The organism is Mesorhizobium sp. BR1-1-6 (assembly GCF_020165355.1).
In the GTDB taxonomy this organism is placed as follows: Bacteria; Pseudomonadota; Alphaproteobacteria; order Rhizobiales; family Rhizobiaceae; genus Mesorhizobium.
In genome coordinates, this window is record NZ_JAIUHZ010000001.1 from 293,384 (window position 1) to 312,158 (window position 18,775).

18 protein-coding genes are annotated in these 18,775 nt (G+C 65.5%); 3 read left to right on the forward strand and 15 right to left on the reverse strand.

The annotated features are described in order from the left end of the window. Positions 1-6 precede the first annotated feature (6 nt). Positions 7-1,299, reverse strand: a complete 1,293-nt coding sequence (locus tag LB545_RS01445) for an NAD(P)/FAD-dependent oxidoreductase (protein WP_224704571.1) — start codon at positions 1,297-1,299, stop codon at positions 7-9. Between the two features lie 48 nt (positions 1,300-1,347). Next, on the reverse strand, positions 1,348-2,241 hold the full coding sequence (locus LB545_RS01450) for a dihydrodipicolinate synthase family protein (RefSeq protein WP_140517527.1): 894 nt from the start codon (positions 2,239-2,241) through the stop codon (positions 1,348-1,350). Positions 2,242-2,357: 116 nt separating this feature from the next. Between LB545_RS01450 and LB545_RS01455 the strand changes: the two genes are divergently transcribed. Further along, a complete protein-coding gene (locus LB545_RS01455; protein ID WP_224518934.1) occupies positions 2,358-3,002 on the forward strand; it encodes a GntR family transcriptional regulator in 645 nt (214 codons plus the stop codon). 85 nt (positions 3,003-3,087) lie between these two features. On the opposite strand, the gene LB545_RS01460 is transcribed toward LB545_RS01455, so the two are convergent. Both LB545_RS01460 and LB545_RS01465 read right to left on the reverse strand, forming a co-directional pair. Further along, the gene (locus LB545_RS01460; protein WP_140517526.1) at positions 3,088-3,387 is read right to left on the reverse strand and encodes a hypothetical protein; all 300 of its coding nucleotides are present in this window, start codon (positions 3,385-3,387) and stop codon (positions 3,088-3,090) included. 346 nt (positions 3,388-3,733) lie between these two features. Further along, positions 3,734-5,230 carry a CoA-acylating methylmalonate-semialdehyde dehydrogenase gene (locus tag LB545_RS01465; RefSeq protein ID WP_140729409.1) on the reverse strand — a complete coding sequence of 499 codons (1,497 nt, stop codon included), beginning with the start codon at positions 5,228-5,230 and terminating at the stop codon, positions 3,734-3,736. Positions 5,231-5,581: 351 nt separating this feature from the next. Between LB545_RS01465 and LB545_RS01470 the strand changes: the two genes are divergently transcribed. Further along, positions 5,582-6,463, forward strand: a complete 882-nt coding sequence (locus LB545_RS01470; protein WP_140525022.1) for a LysR family transcriptional regulator — start codon at positions 5,582-5,584, stop codon at positions 6,461-6,463. 224 nt (positions 6,464-6,687) lie between these two features. Here the strand turns inward: LB545_RS01470 and LB545_RS01475 are convergent, their stop codons facing one another. The 10 genes from LB545_RS01475 to rsfS all read right to left on the reverse strand — a co-directional run bounded on the left by LB545_RS01475 (position 6,688) and on the right by rsfS (position 16,318). Next, positions 6,688-7,944: a D-amino acid dehydrogenase gene (locus LB545_RS01475; RefSeq protein WP_224704298.1), complete on the reverse strand. Its 1,257-nt coding sequence runs from the start codon at positions 7,942-7,944 to the stop codon at positions 6,688-6,690. A 123-nt stretch (positions 7,945-8,067) separates the two neighbouring features. After that, entirely contained in the window at positions 8,068-8,655 is a 588-nt protein-coding gene (locus tag LB545_RS01480) for a nucleoside-diphosphate kinase (RefSeq protein ID WP_224704299.1), read from the reverse strand. Beyond that, complete coding sequence (rnk, locus tag LB545_RS01485) at positions 8,624-9,046, reverse strand: nucleoside diphosphate kinase regulator (protein WP_140493045.1); 423 nt, start codon at positions 9,044-9,046, stop codon at positions 8,624-8,626. The genes LB545_RS01480 and rnk overlap by 32 nt, the downstream gene beginning before the upstream one ends. A 275-nt stretch (positions 9,047-9,321) precedes the next feature. Beyond that, positions 9,322-10,461: an alanine racemase gene (gene alr / locus LB545_RS01490; RefSeq protein ID WP_140628077.1), complete on the reverse strand. Its 1,140-nt coding sequence runs from the start codon at positions 10,459-10,461 to the stop codon at positions 9,322-9,324. Positions 10,462-10,553: 92 nt separating this feature from the next. Further along, complete coding sequence (locus tag LB545_RS01495; protein ID WP_140493512.1) at positions 10,554-11,075, reverse strand: RNA pyrophosphohydrolase; 522 nt, start codon at positions 11,073-11,075, stop codon at positions 10,554-10,556. Positions 11,076-11,105: 30 nt separating this feature from the next. Further along, the gene (locus tag LB545_RS01500) at positions 11,106-12,281 is read right to left on the reverse strand and encodes a divergent polysaccharide deacetylase family protein (RefSeq protein ID WP_140525019.1); all 1,176 of its coding nucleotides are present in this window, start codon (positions 12,279-12,281) and stop codon (positions 11,106-11,108) included. 198 nt (positions 12,282-12,479) lie between these two features. After that, entirely contained in the window at positions 12,480-13,811 is a 1,332-nt protein-coding gene (locus tag LB545_RS01505) for a S41 family peptidase (RefSeq protein ID WP_181165202.1), read from the reverse strand. A gap of 1 nt (position 13,812) precedes the next feature. Continuing rightward, positions 13,813-15,207 carry a murein hydrolase activator EnvC family protein gene (locus tag LB545_RS01510; protein ID WP_224704301.1) on the reverse strand — a complete coding sequence of 465 codons (1,395 nt, stop codon included), beginning with the start codon at positions 15,205-15,207 and terminating at the stop codon, positions 13,813-13,815. Positions 15,208-15,373: 166 nt separating this feature from the next. Beyond that, entirely contained in the window at positions 15,374-15,856 is a 483-nt protein-coding gene (rlmH, locus tag LB545_RS01515) for a 23S rRNA (pseudouridine(1915)-N(3))-methyltransferase RlmH (RefSeq protein ID WP_140525017.1), read from the reverse strand. 84 nt (positions 15,857-15,940) lie between these two features. Beyond that, positions 15,941-16,318, reverse strand: coding sequence for a ribosome silencing factor (gene rsfS / locus LB545_RS01520; RefSeq protein WP_135902362.1), 378 nt, complete (start codon positions 16,316-16,318; stop codon positions 15,941-15,943). 241 nt (positions 16,319-16,559) lie between these two features. Between rsfS and LB545_RS01525 the strand changes: the two genes are divergently transcribed. Further along, the gene (locus LB545_RS01525; protein ID WP_140560770.1) at positions 16,560-17,411 is read left to right on the forward strand and encodes a mechanosensitive ion channel family protein; all 852 of its coding nucleotides are present in this window, start codon (positions 16,560-16,562) and stop codon (positions 17,409-17,411) included. Here the strand turns inward: LB545_RS01525 and LB545_RS01530 are convergent, their stop codons facing one another. Continuing rightward, positions 17,412-18,710: an MFS transporter gene (locus LB545_RS01530; protein WP_224704303.1), complete on the reverse strand. Its 1,299-nt coding sequence runs from the start codon at positions 18,708-18,710 to the stop codon at positions 17,412-17,414. Positions 18,711-18,775 lie beyond the last annotated feature (65 nt).

Consider the following 18,775-nt stretch of genomic DNA (forward strand, 5'->3'; position numbering starts at 1 on the left):
GAAAAATCAAAACCGTTGTGGACTGAAGGGGGCCACGTCGATCGGCGGAGTCTGCCCCAGGACAAGCTCGCGGATCAACCGTCCCGTCGCAGCAGCCTGGGTCAGGCCAAGATGGCCGTGGCCGAAAGCGTAGACCACCGGCCGGCTTCCCGATGCGCGGCCGACGACAGGCAATGAATCCGGCAGCGAGGGACGAAACCCCATCCATTCGCGTCCGCCCGAAGGATCGAGGCCCGGCAGGAAGTCTTGCGCCTTGCGCAGCAGCGCCTTCGAGCGCGCGTAGTTGGGCGGCCGCTCGATGCCGCCGAGCTCAACCGCGCCGCCGATGCGCAGGCCCGTGTCGAGCGGCGTGATCACGAAGCCTTGGCCGGAGAAGATCAGCATCCGCTTCACGTCGAAGGCGGCCTTTGGCAACGTCGTGTTGTAGCCGCGCTCGGTTTCGAGCGGAATGCGGTCGCCGAGCTGCCGCGCCAGCAGATGCGACCAAGCGCCGGCGGTGACGACCAGGTGCCGGGCTTGCCGCGTCGTGCCGTCGGCCAGGGTCAACGTCGCGCCGTTCCCGTCCGCGGCGACGCCGGCGATGCGGGCCTTCTCGAACCGCGCGCCCTTGGATTGCGCATAGTCCCAGATCGCCTTGCCGAGCAGTTTTGGATCGGCGATTGTCTTCCAGCCCGGCACGAACGTGCCTTTGCCGAAGCGCGGCGACAGGCCGGGCTGCAGCTCCGCCAGCTCCTCGCCGCCGACATGGCGGAAGCCGATGCCGAAGCGCTGGCGCGCCGCCCAGCCGGACAGCGAGGCCTGGAATTCGGCCTCGCTTTCGTAGAGTTCGAGCGAGCCATCCTCGCGCAGCATCCGCCTCGTGCCGGAGCGGTCGAGCAGGCCCATCCATTCGGCCTCGGCGAGCGCCATCATTGCGGCCTGCGCCGCCAGGCCAGCCTCGTAGTGCTTCGCCGAGCCGGCACGCCAGAAGCGGATCAGCCAGGGCAGCAGCTTCGGCAGGTAGGCGGGCGGGATGGCGAGTGGGCCGAGCGGATCGGCCAGCCATTTCGGCAATTGCCGGAGCATGCCCTTGTGCGCCAGTGGCAGCACGTCGGAAAAGGCGAAGGCGGCGGCATTGCCGGAGCTCGTCTCCTCGCAGATGCCGGTGCGGTCGTAGACCGTGACGTTTCGCCCCGCCTCGGCAAGAAACGCCGCCGCGCAGATGCCGATGATGCCGCCGCCGACGATGGCGATATCCATTGCTTCCCCCTGTTCACGGGGGGAAGGCGCCCGCAGGGCGGGGCGCCGCCGCGCTTCCATCGATTTGGAACTTCCTGTCACCTGGGCGCCGCCTCTCGGAAGAAAGCCTCAGAACGCCGGTAGTGTCGGCCGCACCGCCAGTGCGTCCTTGACGATCTTCTCGACCGCCTTGCGGCGCTCGCCCGACAGCGGCTGGCGCGGCATGCGGACGCGGTCGTTGGTTTGAATGGCGAACACCTCGGCAAGCTTGATGTTCTGCACCAGATAGGTCGAGACGTCGAGATCAAGCAGCGGCCGGAACCAGCGATAGATGGCGAGCGCCTCTTCGCGGCGGCCCCGCTGCATCAGCTGGTAGATCGCCACCGTCTCGCGCGGGAAGGCGGTGACGAGACCGGCCACCCAGCCGATGGCGCCCACCGACAGCGCCTCGAAAGCGAGATTGTCGACGCCGGTAAACAGGTCGTAGCGGCTGCCCAGGCGATTGATGATCTCGGTCGAGCGCCTGATGTCGTCGGAGGATTCCTTGATGGCGACGAAGCGCTCGTCCGACGCCAGCTCCTCCATCTGGTCGACGGTGACATCGACGCGGTAGGCGAGCCGGTTGGAATAGATCATGACCGGCAAGTCGCCGGCCTCCGCGACGGCGCGCAGCGCCGCCACCGTCTCTTCCGCATTGGTATGGTAGATCGGGCTGGGCACCACCATCAGGCCGTTGGCGCCTTCCTTGGCGGCGCGGCGGGCGATGCTGGCGGCCTCGCGTGTCCCGGCCTCGTTCACCGTCAGCAGCACCGGTTTCTTGCCAGCCACCTTCTGCGCGGTTTTCAGCACTTCAATCTTTTCGTCATGGGACAGCATCGGCCCTTCGCCGAGCGATCCGCAGACGATGATGCCGTCGCAGCCGGCCTCCATCTGCAAGCCGAAGCAGCGCTCCATCTCGGCATGGTCGAGGCGGTCGTCCGTGGTGAATTTAGTCGTGACGGCTGGGAAAACTCCGGTCCACATGGTCATCGCTCCTCTGATATATCAGCCGTATATCTATTAAGAAAGCCGCTGTCAACACGGATTCTCCTATGATATATGCAAAATATATCAGGAGACCGCCTTTGATATCCATGCAAATGAGCGCTGCGTTCGAGCCGGCTGCGACCAAGGCCTACCGTATGCTCGAGCATATGATTGTCACGCTCGAACTGGCGCCGGCGAGTTTCGTCACTGAAGGCGGCCTGATCGAGAAGCTGGCGCTCGGCCGTACGCCGGTGCGCGAGGCGATCCAGAGGCTGGCTTGGGAAGGACTGCTCGACGTGCGGCCGCGCGCAGGCATCGCCATCGCGCCGCTGCACCCCGGCGACTGGCTGCGCGTCCTCGACGCGCGCCGCGGCGTCGAGGTGGTGCTGGCCCGCTCCGCGGCGCGCTTCGTCACCCGCGACGCAGCCGACCTCTTCCACGATGCCGCGCTTGCCATGCAGAAGGCTGTCATCTCCGGCAACGTGCTTGCCTTCATCCAGGCCGACAAGACGCTGGACGAGGCGCTGGCGCGGGCTGCCGACAACCCGTTCGCGGCCAGGCTGGCTGCCCCGCTGCAGACCCACAGCCGCCGCTTCTGGTTCCGCTACAAGGCCGATACCGGCCTGGCGGAATCGGCCGAGCATCACGTCGCGCTGATCCGCTCGATTGTCGACGGTGACGAGGAAGCCGCCGCGAAGGATGCCAAGCGGCTGATGGCATTGCTGCGCGCCCATGCCGAGGCGGCCGCCACACGTTGAAGCATACCGCCCGACACCGACCTCGGTTCAGGACAGTGCATGCCCAAGACTACGCGTCGCCTGAACCGCTTCGACGCGATGAGGCTCAGGCTCCTGGCAAGGCCGCCTTGATCGTCGGGCTGTCCCAGCCCTCGCCGACGGACAGGATGCAACTCTGGCCCTTGGTGTCGGAGGCGAGGACGGTCCAACTGCCCTGTTCGGAAACGAACACCTCAAGCACCACGTTGGGATTGATCAGGCCACGCCCGGCCTCGCTTTCGTGGAAATTCTCGCCGAGCGCCTTGACGATGTCGGCGCGTGCCGCACATTGGCCGGCTGCATTCGCCGGCCCTATCGATAGCGCCGCCGCGGCGCATAGCAGCATGGACATAAGACGTTGTGCCATCGGACACCTCCTTGCGCCCGACGATGCGATGCTAACGGTCAGCCGTCGGCGCTCTGGTTGCCTGCCATGCCTCCTCCAGGGCAGGATCGTAGCTCTAAGTCCTGGCGCCCTCGCCGGTTCCATCACATTAGCGTTTGCAAAATAAACGGCCCGAGCCAGGGGACTCGGGCCGTAGATTTTTGGGTGGTCCTGCCGGCCCGCGCGGCCGCAGCCGAAGGCGAGGACGCGCAAGCGGACAAGCGTCCGGCTAGTTCATCGTCGGGATGACGAAATCGGCCCCGTCCTTGATGCCGGCCCGCGCGCCCCGCAGCCGAAGGCGAGGACGCGCAAGCAGACAAGCGTCCGGCTAGTTCATCGTCGGGATGACGAACTCGGCCCCGTCCTTGATGCCGGACGGCCAGCGCGAGGTGACCGTCTTGGTCTTGGTGTAGAAGCGGAACGCGTCCGGACCGTGCTGGTTGAGATCGCCGAAGGACGACGCCTTCCAGCCACCGAACGTGTAGTAGGCGATCGGCACCGGGATCGGCACGTTGACGCCGACCATGCCGACCTGCACCCTGGAAGCAAAGTCGCGCGCGGCGTCGCCGTCGCGCGTGTAGATGGCGACGCCATTGCCCATCTCGTGGTCGTTGGCGAGCTTGATGGCGTTCTCGTAAGTCGGCGCGCGCACCACCGACAGCACCGGTCCGAAGATCTCTTCCTTGTAGATGCGCATGTCCGATGTGACGTTGTCGAACAGGCAGCCGCCCATATAGTAGCCGTTCTCGTAGCCCTGCATCTTGAAGCCGCGGCCGTCGACGACCAGCTTGGCGCCTTCCTTGACGCCGATATCGACATAGCCCTTGACCCGCTCCAGCGCCTGAGCGGTGACCAGCGGACCGAAATCGGCGGCGGAATCCGTCGAGGGGCCGACCTTCAGGCTTTCGACGCGCGGCACCAGTTTTTCCATCAGCCGGTTGGCGGTGTCGTGGCCGACCGGGACCGCCACCGAGATCGCCATGCAGCGCTCGCCGGCCGAGCCGTAGCCAGCGCCGATCAGTGCATCGACGGTCTGGTCCATGTCGGCGTCGGGCATGATGATCATGTGGTTCTTGGCGCCGCCGAAGCACTGCACGCGCTTGCCTGACGCAGTGCCGCGCGAATAGATGTAATGAGCGATCGGCGTCGAGCCGACGAAGCCGATAGCCTTGATATCGGGGTCGTCAAGGATGGCGTCGACGACTTCCTTGTCGCCGTTGACGACATTGAGGATACCGGCAGGCAGGCCCGCCTCGATGAACAGTTCGGCGATGCGGATCGGCACGCCCGGGTCGCGTTCGGAGGGCTTCAGGATGAAGGCGTTGCCGCAGGCGATCGCCGGCGCGATCTTCCACAGCGGGATCATCGCCGGAAAGTTGAACGGCGTGATGCCGGCGACGACGCCGAGCGGCTGGCGCATCGAATAGACGTCGATGCCGGGGCCGGCACCGTCGGTGAATTCGCCCTTCATCATGTGCGGCGCGCCGATGCAGACCTCGACCACTTCGAGGCCGCGCTGGATGTCGCCCCTGGCATCGGCGATGGTCTTGCCGTGCTCGCGCGCCAGGATGTCGGCCAGTTCGTCATAGTCGCGGGCGACCAGTTCAAGGAACTTCATAAGGACGCGCACGCGGCGCTGCGGGTTGGTCGCGGCCCATTTCGGCTGCGCCGCCTTGGCGTTCTCGACCGCCGCGCGCAGTTCCGCCTGCGAGGCCAGCGCCACCGTGCCGCGCACGGAGCCGTCCATCGGCTGCATCACGTCCTGCTTGCGGCCGCTGGTGCCGGCGACACGCTTGCCGCCGATGAAATGACCGTATTCGATCATGATGTCTCTCCCTGTGTTTATGATGGTGCATTGTCCGCCTTTGGCACGCCGATGGCAACGCGAGGGAGAACGCAACCGTTGTGCAGAAAATAGACAGCGGTTGACGGGAGAGCATCAATTCTCGCAAATGAGAAGGGTCACAAAGATGACGTTCACGGATTGATAGATTGAGTTCCTTCACGCCCCTCTGTCCTGCCGGACATCTCCCCTGCCTTCACCCTCCCCCTTGTGGGGAGGTCGGCGAGCGGTCGGAGCGGAGCGGAGATCGTTCGACGGGGTGGGGATCAAGCGCCGGCGTCGCCCCTACCCCGCTCCGCTACGCGGATCGACCTCCCACAAAGGGAGGGTAAAATGAACTGGGATGACGTCCGCATCTTTCTCGCCGTGGCGCGCGCCGGGCAAATCCTTGGCGCCGCCAGGCGGCTGGAACTCAACCACGCCACCGTCTCGCGCCGCATCGCCGCACTTGAAGACGCGCTGCGCACGAAACTCTTTCGCCGGCTGACCACCGGCAGCGAGCTGACGCCCGCCGGCGAGCGTTTCCTCGATATTGCCGAGCGCATGGAGGGCGACATGATCGCCGCCCGCTCGACAATATCGGGCGAAGGCGACGACGTTTCGGGCACGGTGCGGATCGGTGCGCCGGACGGGTTTGGCGTCGCATTCCTCGCCCGGCGCCTCGGCGCACTGACCGCGCTGCACCGTGAATTGACGATTCAGCTCGTACCGGTGCCGCGCTCCTTCTCCCTGTCTCGCCGCGAGGCCGACATTGCCATCACCGTCGAGCGCCCGACCGAGGGCCGGCTGGTAGCGGGCAAGCTGGTCGACTACTCGCTCGGCCTGTTTGCCTCGCGTGCCTATGCTGAAGCCCACGGCCTGCCCCAGACCGCTGCCGAGCTGGGACGGCATAAATTGATCGGCTATGTGCCAGACCTCATCGTCAGCCCGTCGCTCGACTACGCCGCCGAATTCAGCGCTGACTGGCGCACCAGCTTCGCCATTTCCTCCGCGCTCGGGCAGGCCGAAGCGGTGCGGTCGGGCGCCGGCATCGGCATCCTGCACACTTTCGTCGCCCGCTCGATGCCGGAATTGGTGGCCGTCGACGTGGTGGCGCCCATCCGCCGGGCCTACTGGCTGGTCTATCACGAATCGGTCAGGCCGCTGCGCCGCGTCCAGATCGTCGCCTCCTTCATTACAAAGGCGGTGGAGCGGGAGAGAAATCTTTTCGTCTGACGCATGTCGGCCATCGCAGCTTCTTCCACGACACGGAGAACGGCATGATGGTGCTCGACCCCGCCTTCTTCGCCAGATGACGAGTATCTCGCCCATTCCAATCGGTCGCCACCGAAGTGACCATCCCGTGGGCTTACCGGCTGCTGTTCGACGAGGGCTGGGTGAAACAGGCGTTCTGACGCGATATCCCCCGGCCGCGCCCGCCGATGGCGAGCGGGCGGCGTCTATTTCAGATAGCGCTCCTGCGCCAGCGCGCGGGCGTCGATATCGGGCACTTTGTTCGAGATGATGTCGGCCAGCACCTTGGCCGAGCCGCAGGCCATGGTCCAGCCGAGCGTTCCATGGCCGGTGTTGAGGTAGAGATTGGAAAGCTCCGTGCGCCCGATCAGCGGCGGCCCGTCCGGCGTCATCGGCCGCAGGCCGCACCAGAACGTCGCCTCCCGCATGGCGCCGGCTCCCGGGAACAGGTCGCCGGCCGAGTGTTCGAGCGTGCGCCGTCGCGATTCGTGCAGCCGGAGGTCGAACCCGGAAATCTCGGCCGTGCCGCCGACGCGGATGCGGTCGCCGAGCCTCGTGATCGCGACCTTGTAGGTTTCGTCCATCACCGTCGACACCGGTGCGGCGGCGGCATCCTTGATCGGCACCGTGATCGAATAGCCCTTGACCGGATAGACCGGGATCGGCCGCTTCATCCGGCGCATGAAGTCCGCCGAATAGCTGCCCAGCGCCATCACATAGGCATCGGCGGACAGCCAGCCCTTGCTGGTGCTCATATTGTTGACGCGGTTGCGGCTGCGGATGACGCGCCATATCGTCGTGTCGTATTCGAACTTGACCCCGCGTGCCACGCAAAGCTCGGCCAGCCTGTCGGTGAACATCTTGCAGTCACCGGTCTCGTCGCCCGGCAGCCTCAGGCCGCCGACGAATTTTTCGCGCACCGCGGCCAGAGCCGGTTCCGCCGCGATGCAGCCGTCTTGGTCGAGGATTTCGTAGGGCACGCCATATCTCTTCAGCACCTCGACATCGCCTGATGTGCCGTCGAGCTGCTTTTGCGTGCGAAACAGCTGCAGCGTGCCCTGCGTCCGCTCGTCATAGGCTATGCCGGTCGCCTCGCGCAGCGCCTTCAGCGTGTCGCGGCTGTATTCGGCCAGCGGCACCATGCGCGACTTGTTGACCGCGTAGCGTTCGGCGGTGCAGTTGCGCAGCATCTTGACCAGCCACGTCCACATATGCGGATCGAAGGCCGGCCGCACCACCAGCGGACCATGCTTCATCAGCAGCCATTTGATTGCCTTGAGGGGGATACCGGGCCCGGCCCAAGGCGAGGCATAGCCGGGCGAAATCTCGCCGGCATTGGCGAAGCTGGTTTCCAGTCCCGGCCCTTTCTGGCGGTCGATCACGGTCACCTCGTGGCCAGCCTCGGCGAGATAATAGGCCGTGGTCACCCCGATCACGCCACTGCCCAGCACCATGATTTTCATTCATTCACTCCTTGCCGCGCCGAGCGTCCTCAGGACGCCCGTGGACGCGGCCGTATTTTCGATTTGCGCATGATCCCGAGCGAAAATCGATGTCGATCTTCGAGACCACGCGCCGTTGCCCATTCACGCCGCCGAGGGACCGGGGTCGTCTTCTTCTGTCTGCCGCATTCCGGCCGTCTCGCCAAGAGGCCGCCAATCGGCTGCGGCACTGTAGACGAGCCTGAGCCCGTGCGGTCGGCGCGCGTCAGCCTGGTCTTTCTGCCTGATCGTGCGCCGGGCAGCTTCCGGCTGGTAAAGCACGGCCTTGATCAGGATCGACTCCCGCCTGCCGTCGACGTGTTCGACCGTTGCCGTCTGGCCTTGCGCCATGCCAAGCATGCAGAGCCCGCGCCTCGTTGCGACCGAAAGGCTGGAGCCGACCGGCCCGCGCACCTCGTGTTGCACCAGGGTTCGCGTTTCGGCGGGACCGGCATCGACGCCGAACACCACCCTGCTGTTCAGCGTAACGATGTCGGGGCCGACCGAATCGATCGGCACGACATCGGCGCGTGAAAGCTTGTGTTCGAGCATGCGCACGATCGGATCCGCGAACGCCCGCCGGCGCTCCAGCATGACTTCGAGAACGGCGAAGTCCTTCGTCGTCAGGCAACAATTCGTGCTCGTCATCACCGCCTCGCCATCAAGCTCGTTGCGGGCCGGAAGCCGGCGCATCGACGGCCTCGACGGTCACTGACAGTTCCCGGCCGCCACGACCGTTCCAGCAAACCGCCTGCCCAACACTCGCGCCAATGAGCGCGGTTCCCATCGGCGTCAGCACCGAGATGCGGTTCTCGGCTATGTCGGCCTCACCCGGGTAGACCAGCATGATGCGCTGGGCGTCGCCGCTTTCGCCGCGCACGATCACCGTCGAACCCATTCGCACCACACCGGCCGGCATCGCCGCCGCGTTCGTGACGACGGCCCTGTCCATTTCCGAAAGCAGCTCCTCGGCCGTCTCGGGCGCGCGATCGAGCAAAGCCCTGGCCAGGCCCGTCAGCCTGTCATGGTCGGCGTCGCTGATCAGAAGATGGCTGTTTGGACGCAGTTCTTTCGCGTGTTGCATGGCAAACCTCATGGACCGGCGCATCGAGCGGATGCGCGCCTGCCGGCGCGCTGGCGACGGCGTGATGAAAGGCCGGCAGCCGCGAAGGGCTGTTCGGCTTGATGGCGATTGTGGATGTATGGATGCCCCGGTACGGACGGACGCCGGAAGGCGGCCGCGCCGGGGCTACGATCCCGCGATCGGGCAGACCCTGAAGAAGGTTTTGATATAAGCGAGCTTGCTCATGTGCCAAAGCTTGCCGAATGGCGCCCGCTTGTCAAGCGCGGCCAAACCGCTCAACCGCCCAGATAGCGCCGGTGAAAACGCGTTCCGAGGCTGGCCAGGATTTCATACCCGATGGTGCCGGCATGGTCGGCAGCATCGTCGACGCTCTGTGAGGGCCCTAGCAACTCCACCAGGTCGCCCTCTCCGAGCCGGCCGGGCGGCAAGGCGGAAATGTCGAGAATGATCGAGTCCATCGACACGCGCCCGAGGAAAGGCAGGCGCACCGCCTCGAACCATGCGGCCGAAGCGGAGCGGCGCAGCCAGCCGTCCGCATAGCCGAATGAAATCGTCGCCAGGCTGAGCGGGCCCTGCGCATGGTAGCTGTGGCCATAGCCGACGCCAGTGCCCTTTTGGACACTGCGCGTCTGCGCCACCTTGGCCTGCAGCCCGACCACGGGCAGCATCGGGTTGGCTTGGCCAGGCGTCGGGTTGATGCCGTAGAGGGCGGCACCGGGCCGGGCGAGATCGCAATGATAAAGCGGGCCTAGAAAGATGCCGGAGGAGTTGGCGAGCGAGGCCGGCGCCACGGGTAGCATGGCACGCAACCGCGCGAATGCCAGCCTCTGCTGTTCATTGGCCGGGTGGCGCGGTTCATCGGCGCAGGCCAGGTGGCTCATCACATATCTGACGTCGATGCCATCGAAAGCGCCGACATCCCCGGCCACCGCCTCGACCTCGGCTGGCGCCATTCCAAGCCGCGACATGCCGCTGTCGACCTGGACGGCAGCCGGGAGCCGACGCCCGGCGCGGTGTGTCGCTGCGCGCCAGGCTTGCAACTGTGCGCCACTGTTGATGACAGCGCACAAGCCAGCCGCCACCGCTTCCGGCTCGGAACCCGGCGGCAGCCCGTTCAGCACGTAGATGTCCGGTCCGGCCCCCACCGCCTTGCGCAGCGCGATGCCTTCGGACAGCAGCGCGACGAAGAAGATGTCGCAGCCTTCCTTCATCAGCGCCGATGCCACTTGCGCGGCGCCGAGACCGTAGCCGTCGGCCTTGACCACGCCCGCGCAGCGCACGCCGCCCAGCCGCGCCTTCAGCCGCCGGTAATTTTCGCGGATCGCGCCAAGGTCGATGGTGAGGATGGCCCCGGCAGCAGCCTCGCTTGTGGCGTCGGCTTCCTCGGGCAGCGATCTTTTGGGGGCGTCGTGCATGGCGGCCCTTCTTGTGGCGGATGGACATCAATAAGACGGTCGAACCGGCGCGGCAACCGCTGGCGTTTGAACCGCGGCCGCGGCCCGTCCGGCTATGGCACAAGGTGACGGAACGCCGTCACCACGTCTTCATAGACCTTGCGCTTGAACGGCACGATCAGGTCGGGCAGCTCCTGCATCGGCCGCCACGACCATTTGTCGAATTCGGCGGTGTGGCCGCCGGGCGGCGGATTGATCTGGATCTCGCTGGTATCGCCATGGAAGCGGAAGGCGAACCATCGCTGCGTCTGACCCCGATAGCGCCCCTTGAAGGCGACGCCGACGAGGTGGTCCGGCAGATCATAGTTGATCCAGTCCGGCGCCTCGGCGAGCAGCGAGACGCTGCGCATGCCGGTCTCCTCATAGAGCTCCCGCTCCGCCGCCTGCAGCGGCTCCTCGCCCTTGTCGATGCCGCCTTGCGGCATCTGCCAGAGCTGCGTGGTGCCGGCGAATTCGCTGTCCGGCTCGGCGATACGATGGCCGACCCAGACCAGGCCCTCGGCGTTGAGGATCATCAGCCCGACACAGGGACGGTAGGGCAGCGTCTCGCGGTCGACCTTCTTCGTCTTCGGCATCATTCAGTCTTTCAAGCTGTTTCCCGGTGGCTAGCCCTTTTGCGGATCGATCGCCACCGCTGAAATCGGCACGATCTCGATGCCGCGTTTCTTGGCCTCGGCCGCCCATGACGACACCGTGTCGACCGTCAGGTCGAAAGCGGAGCCGATGCCAACCGCGGTTCCCTTGGCACGGGCGGTCGCCTCCAGGCTGTCTAGTTTCTTCAGGATGGCGCCGCGATCCTGCACGGCGTCGATCGCCGTGTCGCCGGAGACGAAGGGCACGCCGTCCTTCAGCGCCAGATCCGGCGCCAGGCTACGCGCCGACGAGCCGTCGTCGATATAGGCGAGCCCGCGTTTGCCGAGCTCGGCCATGAAGGGTTCCATTGCCGCCGGGTCGGCGGAAAACCGCGCGCCCATATAGTTCATGACACCGGTATAGTTCGTCGTCCGCGACAGTGCCCAGCGCAGGTTCTTCAGGTTCTCTTCCGCGCTCGCCGCCACCGTCAGCGTGTTGCGCCCGGGGTTGACATTGGGATAGTCGAACGGTTCGAGCGGCACCTGCATGACGATCTCGTGGCCGCTCTGCCGGGCGGCCTGCATCCAGCGGCCGATGCTGTTGCCTTGCGGCGCGAACGCCAGCGTCACTTCCGCCGGCAGCTTGGCGATGGCCGCCTGGGTGCCGGTCTGTGAAACCGCGAGCCCGCCGATGACGATCGCCACGCGGGCGCCGCGCGCGCCTGACCACGGCCGCGCGTAGACATCGAAGGGCCGCCGGCCGTCTGCGGCGCGCACCGGCAAGGGGCCGGCATCGCCGGCCTCGATCAGCGCCCTGTCGGGAATATGCGCGATCTTCAGGTTTTGGCCGATGGTCGACGGATCGCGGATGACGATTGCCGCCTTGGGCGGACCATCGCCTTCCTCTGTCTGCACATGGATGATCTGCGGGCCCCCAGCCTTGGCCGGCATTTCCGCCTTTGGCGTCGTGACCGGCGCCAAAGCGGACGGCGCAGCGGTCGGCTCCGGCACCACTTTCGGCGTCGAAACCGCGACTTCCTGCGGCTTGCGAAACGGCTTGTCCCTGAGCGCGATCGCGCCGGAGACGCCGACAACGGCCAGCACGACGAACGCAGCCACGAGCGCACCCACGCTGACCTTGCCGGCGGCGCGCGGCGGACGGACAGTCAGTCCGAGCGGTCGTTCGATGTCCTTGCCGATATCAGCCAAGCCCTGTCCCCGTCCGCATGGCTTCGAACATGGAACCTTTCGAAGAGACATGCGCGAATTCTTCAACCCCGGCGCACCCCTGGCGCCCTGTATCGAGGGATTCGCGTTACCCCCGAATCAAACTGCCGGAACCTTTCGGTCCCGGCAGCATCGCATTGCTTCCATCGGGCGGCCAGACCCGTTGTTGGCCGCCACCTGTTACTGGTTGAGGACAGCCTTCTGCGGATTGGGCGGGAAGGACGGATCGGTCTTCTGGCCGCGCAGAAGCTGCTCGGCATAGATGAGCTGGAGGTCGTTCTTCGGATCCGGCGGCACATAGGCTGCCGAGCCCGAACCGGTCGAGCTCTCGTCGGCACCCTTGATGTGGCCCTTGAGGTCGGATTCGCCGCGCGTCAGGTCCCTGCCCTGCAGTTCCGGCGGCAGCGGCTGGTCGACCTTGATGTCGGGCGTGATGCCCTTGCCCTGGATCGACTTGCCGGACGGCGTGTAATAGAGCGCCGTCGTCAGCCTGAGCGCGCCGTTCTCGCCAAGCGGGATGATGGTCTGCACCGAACCCTTGCCGAAGGACTGCGTTCCGACCACCGTGGCGCGGCGCAGGTCCTGCAGCGCGCCAGCGACGATTTCGGACGCACTGGCCGATCCGCCATTGACCAGCACGATCAGCGGCTTGCCGCCGATATCGTCGACCTGCTTGGACTTGGCGTCGAAGCGGGTAACGTCCTTGGGATCGCGGCCGCGCGTCGAAACGATCTCGCCACGGTTGAGGAAGGCGTCCGATACGCTTACCGCCTGATCGAGCAGACCGCCGGGATTGAGGCGCAGATCGAGCACATAGCCCTTGAGCTTGTCGTTCGGCACCTGCTTCTTGATGGTGTCGATGGCATTCTCGAGGTCGTCATAGGTCTTTTCGGTGAAGGAGGTGATCTTCATGTAGCCGATGTCGTTCTCGACCCGGAACTTGACCGCCTTGACCTTGATGATGTCGCGCACCACCGTCAGCTCGATCGGCTTGTCGGCGCCCTGGCGCAGGATGGTGAGCTTGATCGGCGTGTTGACCAGGCCGCGCATCTTGTCGACCGCGTCGTTCAGCGTCAGGCCACGAACCTCCTCACCGTCGATCTTGGCGATGTAATCGCCGGCCAGCACGCCCGCCTTGGCGGCCGGCGTATCGTCGATCGGCGTGATCACCTTGACCAGATCGTTCTCCATGGTGACCTCGATGCCGAGGCCGCCGAACTCACCCTTGGTCTGTACGCGCATGTCCTGCGCCTGCTCGGCGTTCATGTAGGAGGAGTGGGGGTCGAGCGAGGCAAGCATGCCGTTGATGGCGTTCTCGACCAGCGACTTGTCGTCGGGCGGCGTCACATACTGCGCCCGCACCCGCTCGAAGATATCGCCGAAGATCGCCAGTTGCTTGTAGGTCTCCGACCCCGCAGCGTTCGCTGCCGAGCCGGGCGCGCCATAGACCAGGCTCATGGCGGACGCGCCCATCAGCGCACCGGCAAACAGAAGCGACAGTTTCCGCATCATTTCACGTCCTTCCAGAAAAACGGTCCGCCCACCATGGGGCCGGATCGACGGGTTTTCCATCCTTGCGGAACTCGACATAGAGCTCCGGCGTGGCATTTCCATTCTTCGAAGCCGAGGTGCTTGCCACCCGGGCCTCTCCCATCGCACCGACCGGCTCTCCTGCGAGCACTGATTGGCCGGTTGCGACGCTGATTCTGCTCATCCCCGCCAAGACGACATGATAACCGTCGCCGGCATTCAGGATCAAGAGTTGACCGTAGGAGCGAAACGGCCCCGCATAAAGCACATTCCCATCCGCCGGTGCGGTGACGATGGCGCCCGATTGTGTCGCAACCATGTCCCCAAGCATCACCGCGCCGTTACCGTCTTCGGCGCCGAACCGGCGTTTGATGCGGCCGATGACCGGCAGCGCGATCTGTCCTTGCAGCGCCGAGAAGGGTGCCGCAGCGGCAAGCCGGTTGGCCTCGGGAACCGGCAGCGACGCCGTCATATCGCCGCCCGCCTTATCCCTGCCCGCCTTATCCCTGCCCGCCTTGTCGCCGCCCGCCTTGTCGCCACCGGCTTGGCCGGCCTCCGCGGCCTTTGCGGCATCCGCGGCCTTGCGGTTGCGTTCGGCCTGGGCTTCGAGCGAGGCGATCAATTCCTTCAGGCTGCTGGCCTTGGCCGCGAGCGCCTCGGAATGCTGTCGCTCGGCCGACAACTGCGCCTGCGTGTCGGCTTCGAGCTTCTGCTTGGCTTCCAGCAGCATGCCGAGCCGCTTCTTTTCCGCAGTCTGCTCGCCGACTGCCGCCGTCAGCCGTGCCCGCTCGGCCTCGATCGAGGCCGTCACTCGTGTCTGCTCCTTGAGGTCGGCCAGGAGCCTGTCGGTCTGCTGGCGCAATTCAGGCACCACGGCGCCAAGCAAGATGGCGCTGCGCACCGACGACAGCGCGTCCTCCGGCTTGACCAGGATCGCCGGCGGCGGGTTCAGCCCCATGCGCTGCAATGCGCCCAGCACCTCCGCCAGCACGTCGCGCCGCGCCATCAGCGAGGCGCGGATCTTCTGCTGCTGGGTCTTCAGTCCCTCCAGCTTGGCGCCGATGTCCTCGATGTCCTGCCCAAGCTTTTGCTCGGTCATTGCCGACTGGATCAGCGCGGCGGTGATCGAGGCGTGGTCCTTCTTGACTGCGGCGATGTCGGCGGCCAGCTTGGCCAGCCGCTCGGACGACAGGCTTATCTCCTTGGAGATCTGTTCGTATTCGGCGCGGCTCTGGTCCGGATCGGGGGCCGTGTCGAGCGTGTTCTCGGCCCACGCGGCATTGAGCGACAGGATGACCACCGCCGCCGCGATGCCGCAGCGCGTGCGCCAGGAGCCCGCTGTCGATGAGCCCGTCGTCGATTTCCAGCCTTCAGCCATGCGGGACGGACTCTATCTGCGGCTTCGTTAACGAACCATCAACCATATTAATGCGCATCGCCCAAACTATGCAGCGGTTTCGCACACCGGTGAGCAAAATAGGGAAAGCCGGGCCGAAGCCGTGATCTTGCGCGGCATTGGGGCGGAATTCGGTGCGATGCGACCTTCAGGCTCTGTGATAGGGGTGGCCGGACAGGATCGTCGAGACCCTGTAGAGCTGCTCTGCCAGCATCACCCGCACCAATTGGTGCGGCCATGTCAGCGCACCGAAAGACATCACCAGCTCAGCCTGGGCGCGCAACGACGGATCATGGCCGTCGGCGCCGCCTATGGCCAGCGCCAGCGCCTTGCGGCCGGCGTCGCGCAACTGGCCGATGCGGCCGGCGAAATCTTCCGAGGACAGGTTCTTGCCGCGCTCGTCGAGCAGGATCAGCGCCGAGCCGGGCTGCAACTGCGCCTGCAGCCTCGCGCCTTCATCGCGCCGGCGTTCATCGGCGTTCTGGGCGCGGCCTTCGGCGATCTCGGCGATGCCGGAGAATTCGAGGCCGACAGCCGGGCCGCTCTTGGAGAAACGCTCGAAATAGCGGTCGGCGAGTTCTCTCTCGGGGCCGCTTTTCATCCGGCCCACGGCATGAACGGTAATCTTCATCCTCGCCTCAGAGGGCCGCCGATGCGTGTCGCCCGAAAATCGTCAATGGGCCAGGAACCACGGCACGCATCCAAACCAACCGGCTCAGTGCAAGGTCTCTTCCTCGAGGTCCGGCGCCTGCCACATCTTTTCGAGATTGTAGAATTCGCGGACTTCGGGGCGGAAGACATGGACGATGATGTCGCCTGAATCGATCAGGACCCAGTCGGCGCCGGACAGCCCCTCGACGCGCGCCGTGCCGAGGCCGGCATCCTTCAACGCCTTGAGGAGATGATCGGCAACAGCCGAGACATGACGGTGCGATCGGCCCGACGCGACGACCATGTAGTCGCCGAGGCTCGATTTTCCCTGAATGTCGATTGAGACGATGTTTTCGGCCTTGGAGTCTTCCAGACTGGCAAGGACTGTCTTGATGGCGCGGGACACGGCGTCGTTTACGCTGATCCCGGCCGGCGAAGGCACGATGTCGGCCTTCTTCCGCAGTGCTGTTCTCAGTGTATTTCCTTTCGCAGCAAGAACAACCAAATCACCCTGAAAGCAGGTGACACCGCTTAGATAGGCAGAGTTCCGTTGCAGTTTCAAGACGGAGCCCTACTTCCATGCGAACTCATTGAGCACCCGCTTGTTCCGCGCGACGCGCAAAAGATCGGAACCCAGGCGTTCCGCAGGGGTTATCGGCTGATTGATCAACCGGAATCCCACTATGCCGATCGACCCGCAAAATGCCCTCCTGACCGTCCAGGCGGGGCTCTCTCAGCTCAGCGCGCTCATTGTCTCCTATTCGCTTTCGGCGGTCGGCGCCGTCATCCTTCTGGTTGTCGGCTACATCGTCGCCGGCTTTGCCGAGCGCTCGATCTTTGCCGGCCTGGGCCACATCCACGGCTTTGACCAGACGCTGCGGCACTTCTTTTCCAAGATCGTCCGCTACGCCATTCTCGTTCTCGTCGTCATCATGGTGCTCGGCCAGTTCGGTGTGCAGACGGCCTCGATCATCGCCGCGATCGGCGCCATCGGCCTGGCCATCGGCCTGGCGCTGCAAGGCACGCTGCAGAACATTGCCGCCGGGATCATGCTTTTGGCATTGCGGCCGTTCCGCATCGGCGAATCCGTCGAAGTCGGGTCCATTGCCGGCTCGATCGAGGAAATCGGCCTTTTCGCCACCAAGCTCCGGAGCGCCGAAGGCGTCTACATCCTGGCGCCCAACTCGACGCTGTGGAACCAGCCGGTGCGCAATTTTTCGCGCAACGGCGTGCGGCGTGGCGACATCACCCTCTCGATCGGCTCCTGGAACGACATCGACCGCGCCCAGAAGACGCTGCTTGCGATCGCCGCCGCCGAGCGCCGCATCAGGCGTGAGCCGGCGCCGACCGCCTTTGTCGCGGCATTGGGCGAAAGCACCGTCTCGATCACCTTGCGTTACTGGACATCATCGGCGGATTTCTTCGCCACCCAGGCCGATCTCACCAAGCGGGCCAAGCAGGAATTCGACCGCGAACGCATATCGATCCCGCTGCCGCCACCGCAGGCTCCGGCCCCGGAAACCCGCCGGCAATAGTCAATCGCTCCTGTGCCGGTGCTGTTCGTCCGGCGCGAAGGCCAGTTCCACCGGCAGTGGCGCTTGCGCCGTCATCGGCGCGAAGCTGCCGGTTTCGGTTGCCGGCACCGGCCGCGTGGTGAACACGCGCAAAAGCACGAACAGGCAGAAGACGCAGGCGATGACCACAGTCACATAGATGAAGGCCTGCGTGCCGAAGACGGCCGACAACGCGGTCACGATGCCCGGCACGATGAAGCCGGACAGCGACCAGGCAAATAACAGCGAACTCGACAGCGCCACCATGTCGTCCTTGCCGGCGCGGTCGGCGGCGTGGGCACTGGCCAACGAGTAGATCGATTCCGAGGCGCCGTCCCACATCACATAAATCACCAGCAGCACCGCCAGCGTACCGCCGTCGAAGCCGAGCGCAAACATCCCTGCCGCCGCGGCGATCGCGGATGCCGCGACCAGCACATAGCGGCGATCGGTGCGGTCGGAAATCCAGCCGAGCGGAACCTGCAGGATCAGCGTGCCGAGCGGCATCACCGAAAGCAGCAGCGCCACGTCGGCCTGGCTGTACCCCTTCGCGGTGGCGTGGATCGGCGCGAAGCCGGAAATCGACATCGACAGGCCACCGACCGCCAGCATGCCGGCGACGCCGACCGGCGAAATCCGCCAGGCCCGGCGCAGCGCCACCGACGCCGCCTGCGGCGCCGGCGGCTGGGCCAGCCGGGTCATCCCGACGGGCAGGATGGATAGCGCGGTGAAGGCTATGCCGATCAGCGATGCATCCGCCGTCCTGATGTCGACCAGCGCCAGCGTCGCATAGCCGATGCCGAGCCCGCCGACATAGGCGACGTAGAAGACGGCCATTACCCTGCCGCGTATGGCGTTGGCCACGGCATCGTTGAGCCAGCTCTGCGCGACGATGAAAAGCCCGCATATGGCAAAGCCGTAGAGAGCGCGCGCCGCGATCCACAACAGGGGGTGCGGCCCGGCGCCGATTGCGGCATTCGACAGCGCGATCAGCGCCGACAGCACCATGAAGGCACGGGCATGGCCAACCCTGCGCACCAGCGGTCCGGTCAGGATGCAGCCGGCGAGACCACCCGCCGACAGACCGGTGACGATCAGACCGGCCCAGGTCGGATCGAAGCCTTCCACGCCGAGCCGGACGGGGATGTAGGCGAACATCAGCCCGTTGCCGATGGCGATCAGCGCCATCGACACCACGACGCTGGCAATCGCGATCAGCAGCGTGGGCGTGTCGCCGTGCCTCGGTTCCGTTTCGGTTTGGCTTTTCACGAGAGTGGTCATATCAGCGCAAGATCATCCATTCGATGACGAAAGGCCGCCGCAAAAGCGACATTGCCGGACTTGCC